This window comes from Paraburkholderia atlantica, assembly GCF_000092885.1.
In the GTDB taxonomy this organism is placed as follows: Bacteria; Pseudomonadota; Gammaproteobacteria; order Burkholderiales; family Burkholderiaceae; genus Paraburkholderia; species Paraburkholderia atlantica.
Map to the genome: position 1 here is coordinate 1226464 of NC_014118.1, position 22254 is coordinate 1248717.

Annotated in this window: 18 protein-coding genes and 1 pseudogene; 10 read left to right on the top strand and 9 right to left on the bottom strand. The window is 62.7% G+C overall.

Annotated elements, in window-relative coordinates; genetic code table 11:
- Positions 1 to 6: 6 nt before the first annotated feature.
- Complete coding sequence (gene mdlC / locus BC1002_RS21545; protein ID WP_013092106.1) at positions 7 to 1650, bottom strand: benzoylformate decarboxylase; 1644 nt, start codon at positions 1648 to 1650, stop codon at positions 7 to 9.
- A gap of 104 nt (positions 1651 to 1754) precedes the next feature.
- On the opposite strand from mdlC, the gene BC1002_RS21550 reads away from it, so the two are divergent.
- From BC1002_RS21550 to BC1002_RS21565, 5 genes and pseudogenes are all read left to right on the top strand, one after another.
- Positions 1755 to 2672: a LysR family transcriptional regulator gene (locus tag BC1002_RS21550; protein WP_013092107.1), complete on the top strand. Its 918-nt coding sequence runs from the start codon at positions 1755 to 1757 to the stop codon at positions 2670 to 2672.
- Positions 2673 to 2680: 8 nt separating this feature from the next.
- A pseudogene (locus BC1002_RS37845) lies at positions 2681 to 2840 on the top strand (5-oxoproline transporter, DUF979 family subunit); the annotation flags it as partial.
- A 10-nt stretch (positions 2841 to 2850) separates the two neighbouring features.
- On the top strand, positions 2851 to 3861 hold the full coding sequence (locus BC1002_RS21555) for a DUF2891 domain-containing protein (RefSeq protein ID WP_013092108.1): 1011 nt from the start codon (positions 2851 to 2853) through the stop codon (positions 3859 to 3861).
- Between the two features lie 134 nt (positions 3862 to 3995).
- On the top strand, positions 3996 to 6380 hold the full coding sequence (locus tag BC1002_RS21560; RefSeq protein WP_013092109.1) for a DNA polymerase II: 2385 nt from the start codon (positions 3996 to 3998) through the stop codon (positions 6378 to 6380).
- A 410-nt stretch (positions 6381 to 6790) separates the two neighbouring features.
- Positions 6791 to 7156 (top strand): BON domain-containing protein, encoded by a 366-nt coding sequence (locus BC1002_RS21565; RefSeq protein ID WP_013092110.1) that lies wholly within the window; start codon positions 6791 to 6793, stop codon positions 7154 to 7156.
- A gap of 208 nt (positions 7157 to 7364) precedes the next feature.
- Here BC1002_RS21565 and BC1002_RS21570 read toward each other — a convergent pair whose 3' ends face one another.
- Positions 7365 to 9773, bottom strand: coding sequence for a heavy metal translocating P-type ATPase (locus BC1002_RS21570; RefSeq protein WP_013092111.1), 2409 nt, complete (start codon positions 9771 to 9773; stop codon positions 7365 to 7367).
- 256 nt (positions 9774 to 10029) lie between these two features.
- Positions 10030 to 10302 (bottom strand): hypothetical protein, encoded by a 273-nt coding sequence (locus BC1002_RS36545; protein WP_013092112.1) that lies wholly within the window; start codon positions 10300 to 10302, stop codon positions 10030 to 10032.
- A 438-nt stretch (positions 10303 to 10740) separates the two neighbouring features.
- On the opposite strand from BC1002_RS36545, the gene BC1002_RS21580 reads away from it, so the two are divergent.
- The gene (locus BC1002_RS21580; RefSeq protein WP_013092113.1) at positions 10741 to 11565 is read left to right on the top strand and encodes a DNA/RNA non-specific endonuclease; all 825 of its coding nucleotides are present in this window, start codon (positions 10741 to 10743) and stop codon (positions 11563 to 11565) included.
- A 116-nt stretch (positions 11566 to 11681) separates the two neighbouring features.
- Here the strand turns inward: BC1002_RS21580 and BC1002_RS21585 are convergent, their stop codons facing one another.
- The 4 genes from BC1002_RS21585 to BC1002_RS21600 all read right to left on the bottom strand — a co-directional run bounded on the left by BC1002_RS21585 (position 11682) and on the right by BC1002_RS21600 (position 17130).
- The gene (locus BC1002_RS21585) at positions 11682 to 13172 is read right to left on the bottom strand and encodes an MFS transporter (RefSeq protein ID WP_013092114.1); all 1491 of its coding nucleotides are present in this window, start codon (positions 13170 to 13172) and stop codon (positions 11682 to 11684) included.
- 133 nt (positions 13173 to 13305) lie between these two features.
- Positions 13306 to 15261: an aconitase family protein gene (locus tag BC1002_RS21590; protein ID WP_013092115.1), complete on the bottom strand. Its 1956-nt coding sequence runs from the start codon at positions 15259 to 15261 to the stop codon at positions 13306 to 13308.
- A 133-nt stretch (positions 15262 to 15394) separates the two neighbouring features.
- Positions 15395 to 16297 carry a LysR family transcriptional regulator gene (locus BC1002_RS21595; RefSeq protein WP_013092116.1) on the bottom strand — a complete coding sequence of 301 codons (903 nt, stop codon included), beginning with the start codon at positions 16295 to 16297 and terminating at the stop codon, positions 15395 to 15397.
- A 104-nt stretch (positions 16298 to 16401) separates the two neighbouring features.
- Positions 16402 to 17130, bottom strand: a complete 729-nt coding sequence (locus tag BC1002_RS21600; protein WP_013092117.1) for a 2OG-Fe(II) oxygenase — start codon at positions 17128 to 17130, stop codon at positions 16402 to 16404.
- 212 nt (positions 17131 to 17342) lie between these two features.
- On the opposite strand from BC1002_RS21600, the gene BC1002_RS21605 reads away from it, so the two are divergent.
- Positions 17343 to 17990 carry a DsbA family oxidoreductase gene (locus BC1002_RS21605; protein ID WP_013092118.1) on the top strand — a complete coding sequence of 216 codons (648 nt, stop codon included), beginning with the start codon at positions 17343 to 17345 and terminating at the stop codon, positions 17988 to 17990.
- Between the two features lie 29 nt (positions 17991 to 18019).
- A complete protein-coding gene (locus tag BC1002_RS21610; protein ID WP_013092119.1) occupies positions 18020 to 18502 on the top strand; it encodes a CPBP family glutamic-type intramembrane protease in 483 nt (160 codons plus the stop codon).
- A 53-nt stretch (positions 18503 to 18555) separates the two neighbouring features.
- Here the strand turns inward: BC1002_RS21610 and ppnP are convergent, their stop codons facing one another.
- A complete protein-coding gene (gene ppnP, locus BC1002_RS21615; protein WP_008917257.1) occupies positions 18556 to 18876 on the bottom strand; it encodes a pyrimidine/purine nucleoside phosphorylase in 321 nt (106 codons plus the stop codon).
- A gap of 315 nt (positions 18877 to 19191) precedes the next feature.
- On the opposite strand from ppnP, the gene BC1002_RS21620 reads away from it, so the two are divergent.
- Entirely contained in the window at positions 19192 to 19578 is a 387-nt protein-coding gene (locus BC1002_RS21620; protein ID WP_013092120.1) for a BON domain-containing protein, read from the top strand.
- Positions 19579 to 19668: 90 nt separating this feature from the next.
- On the opposite strand, the gene BC1002_RS21625 is transcribed toward BC1002_RS21620, so the two are convergent.
- Positions 19669 to 20448 carry a hypothetical protein gene (locus BC1002_RS21625; RefSeq protein ID WP_013092121.1) on the bottom strand — a complete coding sequence of 260 codons (780 nt, stop codon included), beginning with the start codon at positions 20446 to 20448 and terminating at the stop codon, positions 19669 to 19671.
- Positions 20449 to 20966: 518 nt separating this feature from the next.
- Here BC1002_RS21625 and BC1002_RS21630 point away from each other — a divergent pair.
- Complete coding sequence (locus tag BC1002_RS21630) at positions 20967 to 22124, top strand: L-dopachrome tautomerase-related protein (RefSeq protein WP_013092122.1); 1158 nt, start codon at positions 20967 to 20969, stop codon at positions 22122 to 22124.
- Positions 22125 to 22254 lie beyond the last annotated feature (130 nt).

The window sequence follows — 22254 nt, forward strand, 5'->3', positions numbered from 1 at the left end:
GCGCCATTAAGCGACGATCGCTTCGACGAGCGTGGGACCGCTTTTCACGTCAGCTGCGTTCAACGCGCGACGCAACACGCCGGCAAGCTCAGCCGCCTCGCTGACGCGCACGCCCGGGCAACCCATGCCCGCCGCGATCGTCACGAAGTCGAGCCCCGGCAGGTCCGTGCCCTGCACGGTCTCGTTCGGCGCGAAGCCGAACACCGGCGCGAAATCCTGCAACGCCGCGTAGCGCGTGTTGTTCAGAACCACGAACGTGATCGGCAACCGCATCTGCACCGCGCTCCAGATCGCCTGGATCGAGTACATGCTCGAACCGTCACCGATCAGCGCGATCACGCGCTCTCCCGCCCTCGCCAGCGCGACGCCGACCGCCGCCGGCATGCCGTAGCCGAGGCCGCCGCTGTCCATCGTCAGGAACGTGCCGGTACGCGCGATCGGCAAATAGGTCTGCATGACGGGCCGCGAGCTCGGCGCTTCCTCGACGACGACGCATTCTGGATCGCGCACTTCCGCGAGTGTCTGCAACGCGAATGCGACCGACATCCGCTCGCCTTGCGCGGGCGGCAGCGCACGCGGCGCCACCGCGCGTGGCGCGGGCAACTCGCGCGCTTTGGGCGCGGCGCGCGCGAGCAGTTCCTGCACGCCGAGCCGCATATTGCCGACCGCGGCGATGCCCTGCGGCGTCCATGCCGCGACGCCCGGATCGTCGATCAACTGGCATAGCCGCGCGCCCGGCGGCACATGCGGACCGCTGCCTTCGACGTGATACGTGAACGCGGGCGCGCCGATCACGAAGATCGCGTCATGCGCGCCGAGCATCTCGACGATGCGCTCGCGCATCGCCGGCAAAAAGCCCGCGAACAGCCGATGCGTTTCGGGGAAGCTGCAACGCCCGGTCATCGGCGCGACGTAGACGCGCGCGGCATGCCGCTCCGCGAGCCGGACGACTTCCGCCGCCGCATCCGCGCGATCGACCGCGCCGCCGACCACGAATGCAGGCCGCTCGCACCCATCGAGCACGGCGCCGATGCGCTCCAGCGTCGCCGGATCGGGACGCATGATGTGCGCGACTTCGCGCTCGGCCACCCGTTCGGCCGGCTGATCCCAGTCGTCGGCGGGAATCGACACGAACACCGGGCCGCGCGGCTCCTGCATCGCGATCGCGTATGCACGCGCGATCGCGAGCGGCACGTCCTGCGCGCGGGCCGGCTCGATGCTCCACTTCACGTAGGGCTTCGGCAATTCGGTCGCCTGGGTCGCGGCGAGGAACGGGTCGAACGGCAGGATCGAACGGGCCTGCTGACCCGCGGTGACGACCAGCGGCGTGCGGTTCCGAAACGCGGTGAAGATATTGCCCATCGCGTTGCCGACGCCCGCCGCCGAATGCAGGTTCACGAGCGCCGCGTTGCCGGTGGCCTGCGCGTAGCCGTCGGCCATGCCGACCACGACCGCTTCCTGAAGACCGAGCACGTAGCGGAAATCCGCGGGGAAATCGCGGAACATCGGCAGCTCGGTCGAGCCTGGGTTCGCGAAGATCGACGTCATGCCGACGCGGCGCGCGAAGTCGATGACTGCGTCTCGGACGCTCCATTGGGTGCCCTGCTCTTTTGTGTGTGCCGGCTTGTGCTGCGGTGCGCTGCCTGTCATGCGAGGCCTCCTGCGCGGTGAGCGCGAAAAATCGAAAGGCCATTATCACGGCCGCCGGGGTAACCGAAAATTGCCTAATTCGCTAAAAGGCATTACCTTTTGGCATGACTTACAACCTTCAACAACTGCAGGCATTCGCGGTGATCGTCGAGAGCGGCAGCCTCGGACGCGCCGCCGAAGCGCTGCACATCACACAGCCGGCGCTGAGCCGGACCATCCGTCGTCTCGAGGAACAGGTCGGCGCGCCGCTGTTCGAGCGGCACTCGCGCGGCATGCACCTGACCGCGGTCGGCGCGGCGCTGCTGCCGCACGCAATCCTGCTGCGGCGCGAAGCCGAACATGCACGCGAGGAAATCGACGCGATGCGCGGCCTCGCGCGCGGCACGATCCGCGTCGGCGCGGTGGGCAGCATCGCGAGTCTGTTGTTGCCCTTCGCGGTCAGCGGCGTGTTGACGAGATGGCCTAACCTGCGCGTGGAGATCATCGAGGGCGTGTGGGACCGGCTCGCCGATGCGCTCGTCAAACGTCAGATCGATCTCGCGCTCAGCATGGCCGTACCCGATACCGACGAGATCACCGCGATCGCCGATTGCCGCTGGGAAGACGCGAGCTACGTGGTCGCCGCGCTCGATCATCCGCTGCGCTGTAAGCCCGACCTCACGCTCGCCGACACGCTGGGCGAGCGCTGGGCGATTCCGCCGCGCGGCACCGGGCCGTTCGAGCACATGCAGAGCGTGTTCGCCGAGCGCGGGCTGGGACTGCCGAATGTCGTCGTCGAAACGCGCTCGGTTACGGCGTTGAAGAGTCTGGTCGCGCGTTCGGGCTTTCTGAGCTGGATGGCGTCGACGATGTACGTGACCGAAAGCAAGGCCGGGGTGTTCGATACGCTCGGCGTGCCGGGCGTGGTCGGGCGGCGCACGTTGACCGCGTTCCGGCGGCGCCAGGGCATCCTGCCGAGTCCAGCGGTCAAGCTGCTGGAGCAGTTGCGGCAGTTGACGTCGGACGGAATCGCCACGGGTTGAGCGCTTCCGGCACGCTGATCACGCCGATGGGCGAACTTCGACATCGTCCCCGCCGCGCTGCTCGAACTGAAGGAGCGGAACGGCGTGATCAAGACGCAATGGCCGACAGCTTTACTATTGCCGATCGTCAACACCATACTGTTGTACTTGTTCGTATTCCGCTTCTGAGGAGCCGCCGATGACCACTCAGCTCACCCGCGAATTCGCATCCAGATTCGCCAATGTCGCGCTCGCTCACCTCACTCGCGAATACCCGAACAAGCTCACGCACTCGCTCGCAGGGCCGCAGGACGTACAGGGTCCGCGCGCCCTGCATCCGATCTTCTACGGCAGCTACGACTGGCATTCGTGCGTGCACGGCTACTGGTTGATCCTGCATCTGCTCGAACGCTTCCCCGATCTGCCCGAGGCCGCGCGCATCGTCGCGGTGGTCGACGAGCATTTCAACGAGGCGAACGTCGCCGGCGAACTCGCGTATCTGGAGCTGCCGCACAACCGCGGCTTCGAGCGGCCGTATGGCTGGGCGTGGCTGCTCGCGCTCAGTGCGCAGCTGCAGTCGATGAAAATCTCCGAAGCCGCGCGCTGGTCCAAGACGTTCACGCCGCTCACCGAGACGTTCGTCGAACGCTTCGAGGAGTTCCTGCCGAAAGCGACCTATCCGCTGCGCGTCGGCACGCACTTCAACATGGCGTTCGCACTCGCGTTGACACTCGATTTCGCGCGGCATACCTCGCGCGAATCGCTCGAGGCGCTGATCGTCAGCACCGCGGAGCGCTGGTATCTGGACGACGTCGCGTGTCAGGCGTGGGAGCCGGCCGGCGACGAGTTCCTGTCGCCGTCGTTAATGGAAGCGGAGTTGATGCGGCGCGTGTTGCCGTCCGCGCAGTTCGCCGACTGGTTCGGACGCTTCCTGCCGCACCTCGGCGCGAAAAAGCCGGCGACGCTGTTCGAGCCCGTCACCGTTACCGATCGCAGCGACGGCAAGATTGCGCATCTGGACGGCCTCAATCTGAGCCGCGCGTGGTGCCAGCGTGCGCTCGCGCGTGCGCTGCCCGCCGGCGACGTCCGTCGCACCGTGCTGTTCGAAGCGGCCGAGCGTCATCTGCACTGTGCGCTGCCGCATGTGGCCGGCGACTACATGGGCGAGCACTGGCTCGCCACGTTCGCGACGCTGGCACTCGAAGCCTGAGCGAACCGGCAGCGGATTGAGCGGTGCTGTATTGGCGCTTCAATTTGAAGCGCCCTTTTCTTTGCCCGCTCAACAGCCGCTGCCCGCGGCGGTAAAATCGAGCAAGGCGATTGCGCCGCATCAAAGGTGGAAGTTTGACTGAGTTCGAGCAGGGTTTCATTTTGACCCGACATTGGCGGGACACACCCGCCGGCACGGAAATCGAGTTCTGGCTGGCGACGGACAGCGGGCCGCGCCACATCCGTCTGCGCCCTCAGCCGTCCACCGCCTTCATTCCAGCCGAACATCGCGAACGCGCCGAAACGATTCTTCGCCGCGACGCGCCGCTCGATTTGCGGCCGCTCGAATTGCGCGACTTCCAGCATCGGCCGGTCAACGGGCTTTACTGTGCGCAATACCGGCAATTGAAGGGCTTCGAGAAGCGCCTCAGAGAAGGCGGAGTCGATGTCTACGAAGCCGATATCCAGCCGCCCGAGCGCTACATGATGGAGCGCTTCATCACCGCACCGGTGTGGTTCAGCGGCGTACCGCAAAACGATGGTCCGGGGCGCGCCGGCCCATGGCTCGATGGCGAGCTCAAACCGGCCAACGGCTATCGTCCGCCATTGAAGCTCGTATCGCTCGACATCGAAACGAGCGCGCATGCCGAGCTTTATTCGATCGCGCTCGAAGGCTGCGGCGAGCGGCAGGTGTATATGCTCGGACCGTCGAATGGCAACGCTGCCGACGCCCTCGACTTCAAGCTCGAATACTGCGAAACCCGCGCACAACTGCTCGAAAAACTGATCGAGTGGATGGAGCGGCATGATCCTGATGCGATCATCGGCTGGAACCTGGTGCAGTTCGATCTGAAGGTACTGCAACAACATGCCGAGCAGTATCGCGTGCCACTGCGTATCGGCCGCGGCGGCGCGGTGATGGAGTGGCGCGAACATGGCGTTACGCGCAATCACTTTTTCGCGGGTGTGGCGGGTCGTTGGGTCATCGACGGTATCGAGGCATTGCGGTCGGCGACGTGGAGCTTTCCGTCGTTCAGCCTCGAATACGTGTCGCGCTCGGTGCTGGGCGAAGGCAAGGCGATCGACAATCCGTATCAGCGCATGGACGAAATCCAGCGCCGCTTCGACGAAGACAAGCCCGCCCTCGCGCGCTACAACCTGAAGGACTGCGAGCTCGTCACGCGCATCTTCGCGAAGACCGAGCTGCTGCCGTTCCTGCTCGAACGCGCGACCGTGACCGGCCTGCCCGCCGATCGCAGTGGCGGCTCGGTCGCGGCATTCACGCATCTGTACATGCCGCGCATGCATCGGCAGGGCTATGTCGCGCCAAATCTCGGCGACGTGGCCGGCGCCGCGAGCCCCGGCGGTTTCGTGATGGATTCGCGGCCCGGCCTCTACGACTCGGTGCTCGTGCTCGACTACAAGAGCCTGTACCCGTCGATCATTCGCACGTTTCTGATCGACCCGCTCGGTCTCGTCGAAGGCATGCTGCATCCCGACGACGCGCACTCGGTGCCGGGCTTTCTCGGCGCGCGCTTCTCACGCACGCGTCACTGCTTGCCGTCGATCGTCGCGCAGGTGTGGCAGGCACGCGAAGCGGCCAAGCGGGAGCACAACAAGCCGCTGTCGCAGGCGCTGAAGATCATCATGAACGCGTTCTATGGCGTGCTCGGCTCGACCGGCTGCCGCTTCTTCGATCCGCGGCTGGCGTCGTCGATCACGATGCGCGGCCACGAGATCATGCACACGACGCGCGAGTTGATCGAGGCGCAAGGCTACGAAGTGATCTACGGCGACACCGACTCGACCTTCGTCTGGCTCAGGCACGCGCACGACGAGGAAGACGCCGCGCGCATCGGCCGCGCGCTCGTCGAACATATCAACGCGGCGTGGCGCCAGAGGCTGCAGGCGCGCTTCGGTATCGACAGTGCGTTGGAACTGCAATTCGAGCGGCACTACCGGCGCTTTTTCATGCCGACGGTACGCGGTGCAGAGGAAGGCAGCAAGAAGCGCTACGCAGGCCTTACCGTACTGCCTGACGGACGCGAGGACGTGGTCTACAAAGGACTGGAAACCGTGCGCACCGATTGGACGCCGCTTGCGCAGCAGTTTCAGCAGGAACTGTATCGGCGCATTTTCAAGCAGCAACCGTATCAGGATTACGTGCGCGACTATGTGCGCGATACCCTCGCAGGCCGGCTCGACGATCAGCTCGTCTATCGCAAGCAGCTGCGCAGACCGATCGACGCCTACGAGCGCAACGTGCCGCCGCATGTGCGCGCGGCACGCGTCGCCGATGAGTTCAATCGCCAGCAGGGACGTCCGCTGCAATATCAGAACGGCGGCTGGATCAGCTACGTGATCACGGTGGCCGGCCCCGAGCCGCTCGAAACGCTGCGCTCGGCGATCGACTACGAGCACTATCTGACGCGGCAATTGCAGCCGGTGGCCGACGCGATTCTGCCGTTGCTGCGCGACGATTTCACGACGCTGATGTCTGGGCAGAAACAGTTGTTCTGATCGTGGCGGCGAGCGCGCGGCTGCAACCATGGACGAATTGCCTACTTCATCACGGACGGCGGCTAAGCCTCTTCATCGGCGGGCGCTCTATGCCCAAATGTAACTTTGCCGCCACATCCCGGATGGCTAAATATGTCAATCAGGCATAGGTAATCCATGATTAAAGGCGGAAAAAAACTAATCCTTAGTTTTTGATTTGTAACGCTATCAACGGAATTAGAGCGCCATCATAATTTGAAGTATTCTAATATCGTTGCTTGTCCGCGCAATTGGCCTGATTTCCATTGTTTCTTGACCAAACCCTTTATTGTCCTATAGTGCCATTTGATCCGCCCCGGAAAAACTGCGGGGGCGCTATGCGATATCCCAGAGTCTGTAGCCCAACGATCTGCAACGACAGGAGAAGATGCATGAAAGCAATCCAAGCCGTCAGACTGGTCAGTGCCGCCCTTCTGATTTCGGGTTCGATTCACGCCTATGCGCAGAACGCTAACGCGCCTGAGTCTGCCCCGACCACGACGCCCGAAGCCCGCTCGCATTACAAGTCGATGAAAGCAGCGAACCGGGCGCTACAACGTCAGGTTCGAAATGCGCTGGTGAGAGACAGGAGCATCTCGACGTCCAATATTACGGTTCGCGCCCGCGACGGTGCCGTGACGCTTCAGGGCAGCGTACCGCTTCAGGCACAGAGCGACCGGGCAACCGAGGTGGCAAAAGGTGTACCCGGTGTAACTTCGGTCAAGAACGCGCTGTCGATCCGGCCCGTCGGGACCTGACGTAAGCCAACGCGGCAAACATGGCGGAGGCCGGCTCAAAACCTGCCTCCGCCATGTAGAAATCTTCTCCAGTCGGAGCGCTTGATCGGCATCGCGTGCGGATTTTGCGATATTGCGACGCAACAATCTTTGCCTGGCTGCATCCCTTCACTGCCTAACAGGAGCGCTGTGCACACATTTCGTGCCTAAGCCCCGCCCGGACGAAGCGTCAAATCCGGACTTTCCGGAGGCGCAAAGCGTTCGCCACCACCGATGCGGAACTCAGGCTCATCGCTAGTGCGGCAACCATGGGCGACAGCAACATACCCGTGGGTGCGTACAGTACCCCCGCGGCAAGGGGAACGCCCAACGCGTTGTAGACGAAGGCAAAGCCGAGGTTTTGCTTCATGTTCCGGATGGTCGCCTCCGACAAGTTCCGGGCACGGGCGATGCCGCGCAGGTCGCCCTTCACCAAGGTCACCTGAGCACTGCTCATGGCGACATCTGTACCTGTTCCCATGGCAATGCCCACATCGGCCTTGGCGAGCGCCGGCGCATCATTGATCCCGTCACCGGCCATCGCGACAACCTTGCCGTCCTGTTGGAGCTTCGACACGAGAGCCAGCTTATCGGCCGGCTTTACCTCGCCGTGGAATTCCTCGATGCCCAGTTTGGCTGCCACGGCCTTCGCCGTCGCGACGCCATCACCCGTAGCCATCACGACATGGATGCCTTCTTCCTTGAGTTTGGCGACCGCTTCCGGCGTAGTCGCTTTCACCGGATCTGATAAAGCAAGAATCCCTGCGAGCTCTCCGTCAACGGCCAGATACATTACGCTCGCGCCCTCGGCGCGTAACGCGTCACCGTCGCTGGCCAGAGAGGCCGTCGCAATCCCCTCCGCTTGCATCAATGCCGTGTTGCCGAGTGCGAGTTTCCTGCCGCCAACAATGCCTCGCACCCCGATGCCGCTTCCAGACTCGAACTGCTCCGCCTTCTCGAGTGCAAGGCCTCGCTGACGAGCCGCCTCGACGATAGTTGCCGCGAGAGGATGCTCGCTGCCTTGGTCCAGGCTTGCCGCCAGCCGTAGTACTTCGTCTTGCGCGAAACCGTTCGTACCGATACCGCGCTCGAACGTCGGCCGCCCCTCGGTCAGGGTGCCAGTCTTGTCGACAATTAGCGTATCGACTTTCCGCAGATGCTCGATGGCCGCAGCATCGCGAAACAGCACACCGTTCGATGCACCTTTGCCACTCGCCACCATAACGGACATTGGGGTTGCAAGTCCAAGAGCACACGGACAAGCAATGATGAGGACGGCCACCGCGTTGACGAGACCATACACCCAGCTCGGCTCAGGGCCGAAGAAGCCCCAGACGAACAAGGTGAGTAGTGAAATACCAACCACCGCCAGAACGAATACTCCCGCTACTTTGTCGGCCATCCTCTGCATCGGTGCCTTGGAGCGCTGTGCCTGGGCGACCATCTGAACGATCTGGGACAGGACCGTTTGAGAGCCGACTTTCACAGATTCGATGACCATGCTCCCCGAGGTGTTCATCGTGGCGCCGATGACGTGATCGCCAACACGCCTGGTGACTGGAATCGGCTCGCCGGTGATCATCGACTCATCCAGAGCGCTCGAACCTTCGGTCACAACGCCGTCGACCGGCACCTTTTCGCCCGGCCGGACTCGAAGACTGTCGCCAACGTGTACGTGGGCAAGTGGCACATCTTCCTCGCTGCCGTCGCGGTTGATGCGTCGGGCCGTCTTCGGTGCCAGGCCGAGCAGCGACTTGATCGCAGCCGAAGTCTGCGAGCGCGCTTTCAATTCCAGCAACTGTCCGACCAGCGTCAGCGAGATGATGACCGCCGCCGCTTCGAAGTACACTGCGATTCGCCCGTGGGCTGTGAAGGTTGCCGGAAAGACATTGGGCGCAACCGTCGCGGTGACGCTGTAGAGATAGGCAGCGCCCGTGCCCAGTCCAATCAACGTCCACATGTTGGGGCTGCGATTGATGAATGACTGCACACAGCGCTGAAAGAACGGCAGGCCAGCCCAGAGGACGATGGGAGTGGAGAGAACCAATTCCACCCAACTCTGGGTAGACGCCTCCATCCAGCCAAGGCGATGCCCAAACATGGCCAGGATGAACACCACAGCAGTCAGTGGCAGCGTCCACCAGAAGCGATGGCGGAAGTCAACGAGTTCAGGATTCTCTTCGTCGTCCAGCCCTGGAATGAGAGGCTCCAGAGCCATGCCGCACTTCGGGCAATTGCCCGGGCGGTCCTGGCGAATTTCGGGGTGCATCGGGCAGGTGTAAATGGTGCCTTTTGGGGCGGCTGCAACTTCCATGGGTGCGGGCGCGATGTACTTCAGAGGCTCAGCCTGAAACTTCCCCCGGCACGACTCACTGCAAAAGAAGTACTGGACTCCATCGTGTTCGCTATGGAATTGCGATGCTTCTGTAACCGTCATGCCGCACACCGGATCCTTCGATTGCGTCGCGGTGGTGGGAGTCGCATGGCCATGATTGTGCTCGTGCCCGGCATGGCTTTCGGGCGCAGAAGCATTCGGATTCGCGTGGTGATCATGGGAACATTGGTGGGACTCCGCGTCCTTGCTACCCTGGTCGCTCATTTTCGATCCTCCAATTCTTACGTCGCACCGTGCATCCACTCTTCCACGCATTGCCTTCGCAGCATCCAGCTCCGGCGCTGCCACGAAGCTCGCGGCTCTGCTTAACAGCGTCGCGGCGCCGCTCATTCCAGCATCGGCAAGGAGTTGTGAATCAGGGAACGAATTTTTGATAATCCCCGATAGCAGTTTGCGCACCCGCCGCACGCGTGGCCGCCTGGTAGGAACTTTCAACTACATCGGCAAAAATACCGGTAGCTTATCCGATGGCAAAGCCCGCACCTGCACAGCGCGCGGTTACGTTCTGCATTAAGGGGGAAACAGGATTGTTAGCTAACAATAACGTCGACTCGAACAGGAAGACAGCGTCGTCGCCAGTGACGATTATGTCTTTCACATCTGAACCTGCCGACGTGTAGGTCGCTTCGATGACGCCGCTCTTTGGAAGCGTCTGGGCCAATGCGGACGATACCCAAACAAGGCTTCCTATCACCATGGCGATCGACTTTCCAGCATTGCTGTTGTTCTTCATGGTCTTCCACCTCCTCACTGTTTTACCTACGTCGCGGTCTGCTGCAGACAAGCGTGCGACATCGGTCGGGCAGAACGCTACCCGAAGGCAATAGACGCATTGGGATGGGAGATTATCGGGGCGGAAAGAGCCGGATCTGCTCATGGCGCTCCGATTGGTTCTACACATTCTTTTTATCGGTCTTTCAAAGTTAAAGGTCTAGTACTTCCGCTTCACGGCATACCATGTCGGCTGATTTTTTCAGAGTGCTGGTCGAATCGTGCTAATCAACCGGTTGTAATTTTGTTGCTAAAAAAGCGAACCCCGGTTGGATGGTTTGGCAAGGAAAAAAACCTTCTGTCGGCTAGCCTCCGTTTTTAACCATCATCAGCAGATCGCAACTGCCCCTCGCCCGTTGAAGCTCCTTCCTGGTTTGCATACCAAGCTGTCCAGCACTATGTGCGCCAAACCACACAAGGGGTTATCCAGCCCGACCCGACAAAGGGAGAGCTGAAGTACGAACACTTTAGTTTGATACTCCACAAATCGAAACGTATGGCGATGTTCACCGCAACGAACATCGACGGTCAGCGCTACCTGGAGGTCGACAGGAAAACCGGCAAGGTGAACTCGTCCGAGGGCGACGTCTGGTTTAAGGACCCACGCGTAAGCAACAGTTTTTTCCTGGATCAGACGTTCTACTCGCAGTGGTCGACCTACTTCGACCGAGGTCATCTCACGCGTAGATCGGACCCCACGTGGGGCACACCGGATGAAGCCGAGCGTCCCAACGCAGATACATTTCATTTCTCGAACTGCTCACCGCAACACTTCCGTTTCAATGAAAGCGCCGTGTATTGGCAAGGCCTCGAGCGTTACGTGCTAGAAAACGGCGTACTGGACAACGAAACGAAGCGCAGGCTGTGCGTGATTCAGGGCCCCATCTTCGACGATAAGATCGATCTGTGGGCCGATGATGTACAAATACCATCGTCATTCTTCAAGATCGTCGTCTGGAAATCGGCGGCAGGAACCAAGGCTGTCGGACTTGTGGCGGATCAATTGAACCTCCTCTCCGAAGCAAGGCGCTCGCTGGGTGCACCGCACGATCTGCCAGTGGTCAATGTCAATCATTGGCGTGTCCCAATCACCGCCATCGAGAAGAAAACGGGGCTTGAATTCGGCGCTCTGATACGAAATGCCGACACCATCGACCAAGCGGACCAACCGGATGTCGGCGAAGCCAAGGTACTGATCAGGGACTTTTCCGCCATCAGGCTTTGAGAGATTAGGCTCGAGTCAGCTGAACCGAAAAATCGAGGCTACGCCGCCCGTCAAGAGATTGGTCAAACGATAAGAATCCCAGACGGGCGCCTTCACGCGCTGCTACAAATGCCCTTCTATCTGGAGATTGCTTCGAGTTCAAGTCCTTTTGTACGCGGTCCCATCAAACCGATCGCCAGCATCACGATGAACATCGCACCGGCGATGAACACGAACACGCCGGTCGTCCCGAAATAGCGCAACACGGCCGCGATCAGAAAGGCCGTAAAAATCGCGGAAAAACGGCTCCACGAGTAGACGAAGCCGACCGCGCGCGCCCGGATGCTGGTCGGAAACAGTTCCGTCTGATACGCGTGATAACTGTACGAAATGATGTTGCCGGCCAGCGTCAGGCACACCCCGAGGCTCACAAGCAGCACCGCGCCCGATGCCTGACTGAACCACAACCCGCACACGACATTGACGCCGGCCATCACGACGATCACCGTCTTGCGCTCGAAGCGGTCGCCGATAAACAGCCCGATGATCGGACCTATCGGCGCCGCCAACGCAATCACGCTCGAATACATCAGGCTCGTGGTAATGGTGATGCCCTGCTTGATCAGCAGCGTCGGCACCCAGTTCGCGAAGCCATAGAAACCGACCGTCTGGAAGATATTGAAGATCGCCATCATCAGCGTGCGGCTGCGGTACGGCGGCACCCACATGTCGCGGAAGCTGCCGCGTGGTGCGACCGGCACCGGCGGCGCCGGCGGTGGCAACTCGCGGCCGTATTCGTGACGTACCTTCGCCTCGAGCGCACTCATCACACGGTCGGCTTCGGGGAGACGTCCTTGCTGCGCAAGCCAACGCGGACTCTCCGGCAACGCGCGGCGAATCCACCAGACGAATAGCGCGCCGTGCGCGCCGATCAGCACAACCCAACGCCAGCCGTCCAGACCGAACAGCGTACGCGGCACCAGCAGAAACGACAGAAACGCGACCACCGGCACCGCCGTGAAGCCGACCGCCTGCTCGCACGCGAACGCGCGGCCGCGAATCTGCTTCGGCACCAGCTCGGAGATGTACGTGCCGATCGTCACCAGCTCGACGCCGATGCCGACACCGGCGACGAAGCGCCAGAAATTGAGGCCCGTAGCGGTCTCCTGGAATGCCATCACGACGTTCGCCGCGGTATACCAAAGCAGCGACCACGTGAACACCGCGCGCCGCCCGAAGCGATCCGCGAGGAAACCGCACGCGATCGTGCCGATAAACAGGCCGCTAAACAGCGCGGCGATGAAACTCGCGACGCCGGTCGAGCCGAACAGGCCACGCGTGGTCGCGGTCAGCAGGCCGCTTTTCACGAGGCCCGGCGCGACATAGCCCGAGTACAGCAGATCGTAGAGTTCGAAGAAGAAGCCGAGGCTCAGCAGCACCACGAGCTTCCAGATGGAGCGTGTGGCGGGCAAGCGGTCGAGGCGCGCCGAAATGCTGCCGGCGTCGAGCGATGTGTGGCTCGCCGCCTGAGCGGTGGTGCTGCGGGCGGCACTGCCGGCCGCGTCGGTGGAATGCGCCGCATTGCCGCCGCTGCGTGCGACGGACCCCGCGTGATCGGGGGATGCCATGTTGTCTGTCTCCTTCTGTTGCAACTGCTTTTACGGCGCGCTGATCGCTCGCCGCGGCCGGTCCGATGCCGGCCTTGCGTTTAGTCGCGCGTTGCACGCATCACGTTGCCCCGGCCGGAGTTCGGCCAGCATTCTAGCCGTGCGAGCGCTGCAATTGTTCGAACGTGGTGATTTTCCCGGCCAGCGCGCTCGCCGCGACCGTGTACGGGCTCGCGAGCCACACGTCGCCCGGTCCAGAACGGCCCGGGAAATTGCGGTTGATCGCGCTGATCGTCACGTCGTGCGGGTTGGCCGATTGTCCCGGTCCGCAATTCGCACACGAGCCGCAGCCAGGCATCACGAGCGTCACGCCCGCGCGCTCGAACACCGGCAGATAGCCCTGCTCCTCGCAATACGCGCGCACCGCCATCGTGCCGAACTGCAGATACAGACGCGTGCGCTCGGGCACGCGCAGGCCGTGCTCGACGCCCCAGCGCAGCACCTCGTGATAGAAATCGAAATCCTCGCGCTTGCCCGCGGTACACGAGCCGCCGTACGCGATATCGATCGCGACGTCCTGTTCGAGCCGCGGTGCCGGCACGCCGTTGCCGGGGTCGCCCGGCCGCGCGAGCATCGGTTCGATCGCATTCGCATCGATATGGATCGTGTCGCGATAGGTCGCGCCCGCGTCGCTTTTCATCCAGTTTTGCAGCACGAAATCGACGCCGCGCCGCTCCTTCAGGAACGCGACCGTGCGCTCGTCCGGCTCGACGATGCCGGTGAAGCCGCCGAGCTCCGCGACCATGTTGGTCAGCGTCGCGCGTTCGTCGATCGACATCGCGCGCACCGCCGCGCCGCCGTATTCGAACACGAGGCCGATCGCGCCGCCCGAGCGGATTGCTTCCGTCCGCAGCAAATGCAGCACGACGTCCTTCGCGGTGACGCCTTCGCGCAACTGGCCGTCGATCTCGATGCGCAGCGTCTCCGGCACCTTGCAGCGCACGTAGCCGGTGACCCAGCTATTGGCGATTTCGGTCGCGCCCGCGCCGAACGCGAGGCAGCCGAGCGCGCCCGAATGCGGCGTGTGCGAATCGGTGCCGCATGCTACCTGTCCCGGCAGCGCGTATTGCTCGGCCATCAACGCATGACAGATGCCCTCGGAGCCGGGCGCGCCATCGAGCGCGCCATGCGAGCGCACCGGGTAGTCGCGCGAAAACGACGTGTGGCCTTCCATCAGAGTCGCGACGCCCGGCAGCAGACCGTCGCGCACGTGCGGGATGCTTTGCGGCGCGAGCACCAGATGGTCCTGGAACGCGATGATGTGATCGGGCGCATGCAGCGGCGCGGGCTTGCCGAACGCGCGATGCATCAGATGCGCGCACATGCCGGTGAAATAGTCGTGGCTGAAGCGCCAGTCGGCGGCGATGAACACGCCGTCGCCGCGCTGCGCGCTCGCGGTGCCGGGATGCAGATGACGGCCGATGATTTTCTCGACCAGCGTTTTCGGCTCGGCGCCCGGCGCGTCGGTCGCGGCATTGTTCGCGCGCTCGGCCGGCGCCGGCCAGTCCGCGAACTTGCTATACGCGAGCAACCCGCCGCTGCGGATGATCTGCTGCGTGAGCGCGTCGCGGCCCTTCAGGAACTCGTCGATCGGGACCGCTTCACCCGCGAGCAGGCGATCGAGAACGGAAAAATCCGTGGTGGTCAGAATGCCGATGTTGTCGCAGTTCTGCTGATAGATACGCTCGAAGCTCTCGGCAACGATCAGCCGAATACCCGCGGACAACTCCGCGAGCGGGCTCGATTCGCGCGACGAGCCCTTGCCATAGCGCTTGCCCGCCACCGTCACGCGAAAGCCGCCGTCCTTCACCGCGTTGCGGCCGATCGGCAGACATTCCCCCGCCTTGAAGCCGACGTACGGGTACTGGCCAAGGCGCTCGTCGTAGGTGAGCATCACGGTGACGGGCGTGATCTCGTCGGTCGACACGTTGTCGCGCAACGGCCCCGCTGTCTCGCGCGTGAAGTTTTCGCCGGCCAGTTGCGCCCCGATCACGGCCGGGTCTTGCGACAGGTACAGCACGCGGCCATCCAAACGAATCGTATCGCTCATCACTGCATTCTCCTTGCGCCCACTATACGGCGCGCAAGGCCGATGCCGAAGTGCCGATACGGCAACGCTGCCGTCTCGTTTCGCTAATGCTCGATGGAGGAACCGCGGCGCGACGTCCGTGTGGGGGAATCGACTAAGGCTGATTGCCGAGGAACGACACCAGCGCGGCCGCGCTCGCGCTCAACTGCTCGCGCGCCTTGAAGATGATAATCAGATGACGCTCGGCCCAGGTATCGCCAAGCGGCAGGAGCCGCACGTCGAGCGTGTTCACGTACAGCAGGCCGACCGGCTCGGGGACGATCGCAATGCCGAGCCCCGCATGCACCATCCGGCACAGCGCATCGAGACTGCTCACGCGCATCCGCACGTCGAGCTGCCGGCCCGCGCTCGCCGCCTGCTGCGCGAGCAAGCGCGTGAGCGCGCTTTCGCTGCGCAAGCCGACGAAGCTGTCGTGCAACAGATCGTCGAAGCTCACCCGTGCCGCGCTGGCGAGCCGATGCCCGCCCGGCACGAGTACCGCGAGCCGGTCCTGCCGGTATGGCACCTGCTCGAACGCCTCGCTCCCCGCAACCGGATTGCAGATGCCGAAGTCCGCACCGTGTTCGTCGACGATACGCAGCACGTCCGCGCTGTTTTCCTCTTCGAGTTCGATCGATACGTCCGGGAACGCGCGGCCGAACGCGGCGACGTCTTCAGGCAGAAACTGCACGATCGACGACAGATTCGCGACCACCCTCACGCGCCCTTTGACGCCCGTCGAAAAGCGCGACAACTCCGCGCTCATCTGCTCGATATTGCCGATGATCGCGAGCGCGTAGCGCAGCACGGTTTCGCCGACCGGCGTCACGGTAATGCCGCGCGACTGCCGCTGAATCACCGGCAGTCCGATCAGCGCCTCGATCTCGGCGATGCGCCGGCTCACCGCCGACGATGCGATGAATTCGCGCTCCGCCGCGCGCGCGATATTGCGCTCCTGACACACGGCGACGAACAGACGCAGCGAAGTGAGATCGAGTTTCTTGAGCAGGTTTTCCATGGGACGAGGCGACGGGTCTGACGACAATGGCGGCGGATCACTGGAATCGTGGCCGTTATCGTCTCACGGCACGCGGTGTTGCGCCATTGCGCCGACCGCGGACCTCACAACGCATCATGAAAGATGATGCCGACCGTATGCCGATGCCCCGAGCGCAGGCGGCTCACGCCATGCCGCAGATTCACGCGATACGGTCCGCGCGTGCCCTGCACCGGCCGGCTGTTCACCGTGAACACGACCGCGTCGCCCTTCGCGAGCGGCACGACTTCGGCGCGCGACTGCATGCGCGGACGCTGCTCGGTCATCACGAACTCGCCGCCGGTGAAGTCGCGCCCCGGCTCCGACAGCAGCACCGCGACCTGCAGCGGGAATACGTGTTCGCCGTACAGATCCTGATGCAGGCAGTTGTAATCGCCCTCGCCGTATTGAAGGATCAGCGGCGTCGGCCGCACCTGGCCGGCATCATGGCAGCGGCGAATGAATTCTGCGTGCTTCGGCGGGTAGCGCACGTCGATGCCCATCGCCCTGTTCCAGCGGTTCGCGACCGGGACGAGGTGTGGATACAGCGCGCCGCGCAAGCCGTCGACGAGCGGCGGTAGCGGATACGCGAAGTACTTGTATTCGCCGCGGCCGAAGCCGTGGCGCGCCATTACGATGCGGCTGCGATACAGCGCGTCGCGGGGGTAGAGCGCGCTCAGCGCGTCGCATTCGCGCGGCGTCAACAGTTGCGGCACGGCGGCGCAGCCGTATTGATCCAGATCGTGTTCGATCCGCGGCCAGTCGAGTGCGTCGACGCGTTGGTCGATGGTTTGGGTGGGAGCGATAGCGTTCATCGTCGATGAGAGGGCGGCCGGGCTCGTTGCCCGCGCCGCGAAAGTAGATAGCTCGATGCGCTTAGTGTACGAGTGTGGCGGCGGGAAAACACTCCGGGTCTTGCGGTCAAATTCGGCAGCACTGCACGGGCGGACGATTCACGCTACGCTGTCGATACCGTTGCGGCCGCATTTGCCCGGCCGCCTCGCAATTCATTTCGCCAGGGACAACCATGAAACAGCAGCTCACCATCGATTTTGTTTCCGACATCGCCTGCCCGTGGTGCGCGATCGGCCTGTCGTCGCTGCAGCTCGCGCTCGCGCGGCTTCAGGACAAGATCGACGCGCGCATCGTCGTGCATCCGTTCGAACTGAATCCGCAGATGGGACCGGACGGCGAAGACATCGTCGAGTATCTCGGCAAGAAATATGGCCGCACGGCTGCGCAGATCGCCGAAACGCAAGCGATGATCCGCGAACGCGGCGCGAGCGTCGGCTTCGATTTCGGTCCGCGCACCCGCACCTACAACACGTTCGACGCGCACCGCCTGCTGCATTGGGCGGGCCTGAAGGGCCAACAGTTGCCGCTGAAGCTCGCGCTGTTGCGCGCCTATCACGCCGACGGCAAGAATCCGGGCAATCATGACGTGCTGGTCGAAGCGGCGCAGTCGGTCGGACTCGACGCCGCCGAAGCGCGCGAAGTGCTGACGAGCGACGCGTATGCCAGCGAAGTGCGCGAGGCGGAAAAGAACAATCAGGAAATGGGCATTCAATCGGTGCCGTCGATCGTTTTCAATCGCCGCTATCTGGTGACGGGCGGCCAACCGGTCGAGCAATTCGTGCAGGTGATCGAGGAGATTCTTGCCAAAGAGACGGCCTGAGATCCTGCCAATCGCGAACGGAGCCCACATTGCACGCGCTGACGGTTTTAACGAAAAGAGGCTGGAACGAGGTGCCCCGATGTGGGCTGATAATCGGCGGCGCGGCACTCATGTTTTTCGGCCAGATCGCGCTGGTATTCGCTCAATACGCGCTGTGGGGCGCGCCACCGCCGCATAAAATCCCGCTCGCCGATAAACCGGTCCTGGTTCAGCTGTTCTTTATCGTCATTCTGATGCCGTTGCTGGAGACGATCGCCGGGCAATGGCTGCCCATTCGGCTCATTAACGGCGTTTTTCGTTTGTCGTGGCGGGTTGCCGCAGTGGGGTCGATTGCGTTGTTCACGCTGATGCACGGTTACGTCGATCGTGCGGTCGTGTCGATTCTGTTGGGTGCGGTGGTGCTGGCGGCGGTGTTTATCGTCGAAGCGAAGCGTAATGGACGGCCCGTTCTAAGCACCTGGCTCACGCATGCACTCGCGAATGCTTGCGTGTTGTCTCTTCAACACATGTGAGCAAGGATGGCTTGGGCCCATTGCCCAAGCCATCGCGAGCTCCTTAAAACCGCTTACAGATAGCTGCAAACGTAGTCGAGCGTTTCGACCACATCGATATCGAAGCGGCTCTTGCCCGGCACCGAGAACGATTCGCCCGCGCCATAGGTCTTCCACTCGTCGCTGCCGTCGAGACGGATGCGGCACTTGCCCGCCTGCACTTCCATCAGTTCCGGCGCGTCGGTGCCGAAGTTCAGCGTGCCGGGCAGGATCACGCCGAGCGTTTTGCGGGTGCCGTCGGCGAACAGCACGGTGTGCGATACGCACTTGCCATCGAAGTACACGTTGGCTCGTTTGACAACAGAAACCTGGTCGAATTGCGTTGCAGCCGTCATGGCGGTCTTCCTCTGGGTCATCATCGTGAATGGATGCGTTGCGGCCGGTTGGGCGCGGCAGACGGCGCGCGATCCGCGCAAGCCGCCCGCGCGGGGCTCCGGCCCGGGCGCGAGCCCGCCATCATACAGGCTATTGATGGCGCCAATACGGTAAAGTCTGCCACAAGCATATCGACACAGTGCCGACGACGTCCATGCGATGTCGCTGGCGAATCTCGAGTACTGCACGGTCGTCACCACGGACGCGCTATTGGGCAACCGGTAACCGCATTAGCCGGAACCCATATACGGCGAATTCCCGGTACAGGAGGACATGTGAGTAAAGTCAGCGCAAACATCATAATCGGCGCAATCGCAGCGGCAGCGATTGCGATCGGCACAGCGACCTGTGCGAATGCACAACCTGGTGGCGGCATGCCGACCGATGCTTCCGCGCAAAGCCAGTCCATCGCGGCGTCGCCGGCTCGCAACAGACCCGATAGCGAACTCGCGCGCGACGTGCGGCGCGCGCTCGCACGCACACCAAACCTGCATTCAACGGCGATTCACGTGCAGGCGCGCCGCGGAGTCGTGACGCTGACCGGTTGGGTGCCGCAGCGCGCCCAGGTGCAACGCGCGGGCAGTGTCGCGAGATCGGTGCGCGGAGTCCGACAGGTGATTAACCATCTGAACGTGCGCACGAGAGGAGCCAGCGGTCATTAGCGCAAAGCGAATAAAAGAAAGTACTCAGCCCGGCACGAATGCGCCGGGCTGAGTACTTTCAAACGATGCGCGAGAGTTCGCCGCAATCCCTCAACGCCACATACGATAGCCATACACCGGCGGCGCACGATACGCATAAACGCGCGGCTGCGCCCAATAGACCGGCGGATGATAAACCTGATAAGCAACAGGCGCGGCCGGTTGAATCACCGTTTCCACGACCTGCGGCATTTCTTCGTATTGCGCCTGCGGATATACCGGCACGTACTGCACGGGTGGCTGCGGATAGTCCTGCCGCACATAAACCGGCTGGTTGTCGTAGACCGGTTGCATCTGCGCGTAGGCCGGCGCCTGCTGGTATTGCAGTGGCGGCGGCGCGTATTGCGGCTGCTGGTACACCTGCTGATATTGCTGTTGCGGCGGCGGTGGCGGTACCTGACGTTGCGCATACTGGACCGGCTGCGGCTTCTGAGGCTGCGGCGGAATACTCGTGTACTTCGAGTTATCGTCTTCGGGCACGCCCGGCGGCAGCGGCGGCACGTCGACCCGCGCGACGTCGGTCTTCGCGGGTTGCCGCTGACCGTGATTGTGCGAGTCGATCATTGCCTGGTAATCGGCCTGATCCTGCTTGCCGCGATTGATATAGCCATTGCGATACGCGCGCGCCACGTCCGACATCTTCGCATTCGGATCTTCTTTCATGCCGTCCGCATTGACCTTGTACTCGTTCGGACTGAGCGAGCCGGCCGGCACCTCGTCGCCGGACGCATACGCCGCTTCGGGTCCGTCGGCCCACGCTGGATAACACTGCAGCGTTAGCACCGAAGCGACCGTCGTCACCCCGAGCCCCCAAAGCGCACTTGTTCTCATGATCCACCTCACGGCCGATTAAGAGTATTGAAAGCCGAAATTTTTACTTGCAGGCGTGGCTATTTCTCTGCGCGTGCAATTGTTATTTTCTAGCACATTCCTTTGACGCCGGCATTATTTTTTCTTTGCAAATGAGCGGTGTAGCGCACGACTGACATGGCGGCACCAAATGCGAGGCAGGAGAAACCCTGAGAGTCAAAGTTGCCGAAATGGACCGCCTGGTACGGCGGCTCCGCAAGCCGCCGCGAAGCAATTCTTTTCGCCATGAATGACTTGGTACCGACGCGGCCTTTTAGCGCGCCAGTTCGCATCAAGCACTGCGCGACAACTCGGCTTTCCCTATTGCGCGACCTGCCGTTCTCTGCTCGCGCGAAACTCAAACAATATGCATAAAGGACGATCCGCAATTCAAGTTGAATACCTTCCGAAAGATTCGCGGATTACGATCTGTTTTATCTATGCCCGCGGCATTCGCTTTGCTGAATACGGACATTTCCATTCTGCCCCGGAGGCAGCCCATGAAAGACTCCGTCACGCCACCCGCCGCGGATAGGGTTCCGCTGACCGCCGCGCCTGCATCGAGCGCCGGTGACGACGGCTCGCGGCCGCATCTGCGCGAGATCGCATCGTTCGGGCATCAGGTTACCGGCGTCGCCGTCGCCGCGGACGGACGCATCTTCGTCAACTTCCCGCGCTGGACAGAAGACTCGCCGATCTCCGTCGGCGTACTCACGTCCGATGGCGACGTTCGTCCTTATCCCGACGATCGCTGGAACGGCTGGCGCAATGCCAGGCGTGACGAGTTGAACCCGCAGGATCGCTGGGTCTGCGTGCAGGCAATGCTGTGCGATTCGCAAAACAACCTGTGGATACTCGACCCCGGCGCACCGGCCCAGTCCTTCGTCGTGCCGGGCGCCCCTAAACTGGTCCGCATCGATCTTGCGACGGATAGCGTCGTCGGCTGCATCGCGTTTGCACTCGAGATCGCTCCTCAGGGCAGTTATCTGAATGACGTGCGCGTGAGTCCCGACGGCCAGTTCGCCTACATCACGGACTCCGGAACACGCGGGGCGATCGTCGTGGTCGATCTCGGCACGGGTCAAGCGCGCCGCGTGCTCGACGGGCATCCATCGACGCAAATGGAGCCGAGCGTCACCGTGCATGCAGGCGGCGCACCGTTGCGGCGTCCGGATGGACGCGGCGTCGAATTTTCGGCCGACGGCATCGCGCTGACTCGCGATGGACGGTATCTGTACTGGCAGGCGTTGAAGGGCAAAACGCTTTACCGCGTGCCCACCGAAGCGCTTCGCGATACCGCGCTCGCGGCCGACGAAGTCGGCAACCGCGTCGAGAAAGTGCTCGAGCATCGCCCCGCCGACGGCCTGCATATCGACCGCGCGGGACGCCTGCTGATTACCGCGGTGGAAGAACATGCGGTGAAGGTATGGGACGGCACGACCTTGACGACGCTGCTGCACGAGCGCGGCCTGCGCTGGCCGGATACGTTCGCGGAAGGGCCGGATGGCACGATCTACCTGACCGATTCGCGCATCCCCGAGATGAACTGGTTCAAGCCGGGCCATCCGGACGCGCTGCCTTCGAGATTGCTGATCATTGCCGACGCCGCTCCATCTGCCGCGCCGGACACCCAAGCGGGCACGCCGCCCGGCTCGTAAAGCGAGGCCGACCGGAACTGCTCAACCGACTGACGCCATACCGCAGCCGCCGACCATCCGCGCTCCCCGGCGCCCGCAGGTCGCCCGGGAACGCGCAATGCTAGTGGAGGAGATGGAGCTGGCGCGTGCC

What these genes read in the sequence shown, in the direction of transcription:
- BC1002_RS21600 (WP_013092117.1), bottom strand. Translation starts at nt 17,130, where the DNA reads ATGAACGCTATCGCTCCCACCCAAACCATCGACCAACGCGTCGACGCA.
- BC1002_RS21595 (WP_013092116.1), bottom strand. Translation starts at nt 16,297, where the DNA reads ATGGAAAACCTGCTCAAGAAACTCGATCTCACTTCGCTGCGTCTGTTC.
- BC1002_RS21550 (WP_013092107.1), top strand. Translation starts at nt 1,755, where the DNA reads ATGACTTACAACCTTCAACAACTGCAGGCATTCGCGGTGATCGTCGAG.
- BC1002_RS21630 (WP_013092122.1), top strand. Translation starts at nt 20,967, where the DNA reads ATGAAAGACTCCGTCACGCCACCCGCCGCGGATAGGGTTCCGCTGACC.
- ppnP (WP_008917257.1), bottom strand. Translation starts at nt 18,876, where the DNA reads ATGACGGCTGCAACGCAATTCGACCAGGTTTCTGTTGTCAAACGAGCC.
- BC1002_RS36545 (WP_013092112.1), bottom strand. Translation starts at nt 10,302, where the DNA reads ATGAAGAACAACAGCAATGCTGGAAAGTCGATCGCCATGGTGATAGGA.
- BC1002_RS21590 (WP_013092115.1), bottom strand. Translation starts at nt 15,261, where the DNA reads ATGAGCGATACGATTCGTTTGGATGGCCGCGTGCTGTACCTGTCGCAA.
- BC1002_RS21625 (WP_013092121.1), bottom strand. Translation starts at nt 20,448, where the DNA reads ATGAGAACAAGTGCGCTTTGGGGGCTCGGGGTGACGACGGTCGCTTCG.
- BC1002_RS21585 (WP_013092114.1), bottom strand. Translation starts at nt 13,172, where the DNA reads ATGGCATCCCCCGATCACGCGGGGTCCGTCGCACGCAGCGGCGGCAAT.
- BC1002_RS21565 (WP_013092110.1), top strand. Translation starts at nt 6,791, where the DNA reads ATGAAAGCAATCCAAGCCGTCAGACTGGTCAGTGCCGCCCTTCTGATT.
- BC1002_RS21570 (WP_013092111.1), bottom strand. Translation starts at nt 9,773, where the DNA reads ATGAGCGACCAGGGTAGCAAGGACGCGGAGTCCCACCAATGTTCCCAT.
- BC1002_RS21555 (WP_013092108.1), top strand. Translation starts at nt 2,851, where the DNA reads ATGACCACTCAGCTCACCCGCGAATTCGCATCCAGATTCGCCAATGTC.
- BC1002_RS21605 (WP_013092118.1), top strand. Translation starts at nt 17,343, where the DNA reads ATGAAACAGCAGCTCACCATCGATTTTGTTTCCGACATCGCCTGCCCG.
- mdlC (WP_013092106.1), bottom strand. Translation starts at nt 1,650, where the DNA reads ATGACAGGCAGCGCACCGCAGCACAAGCCGGCACACACAAAAGAGCAG.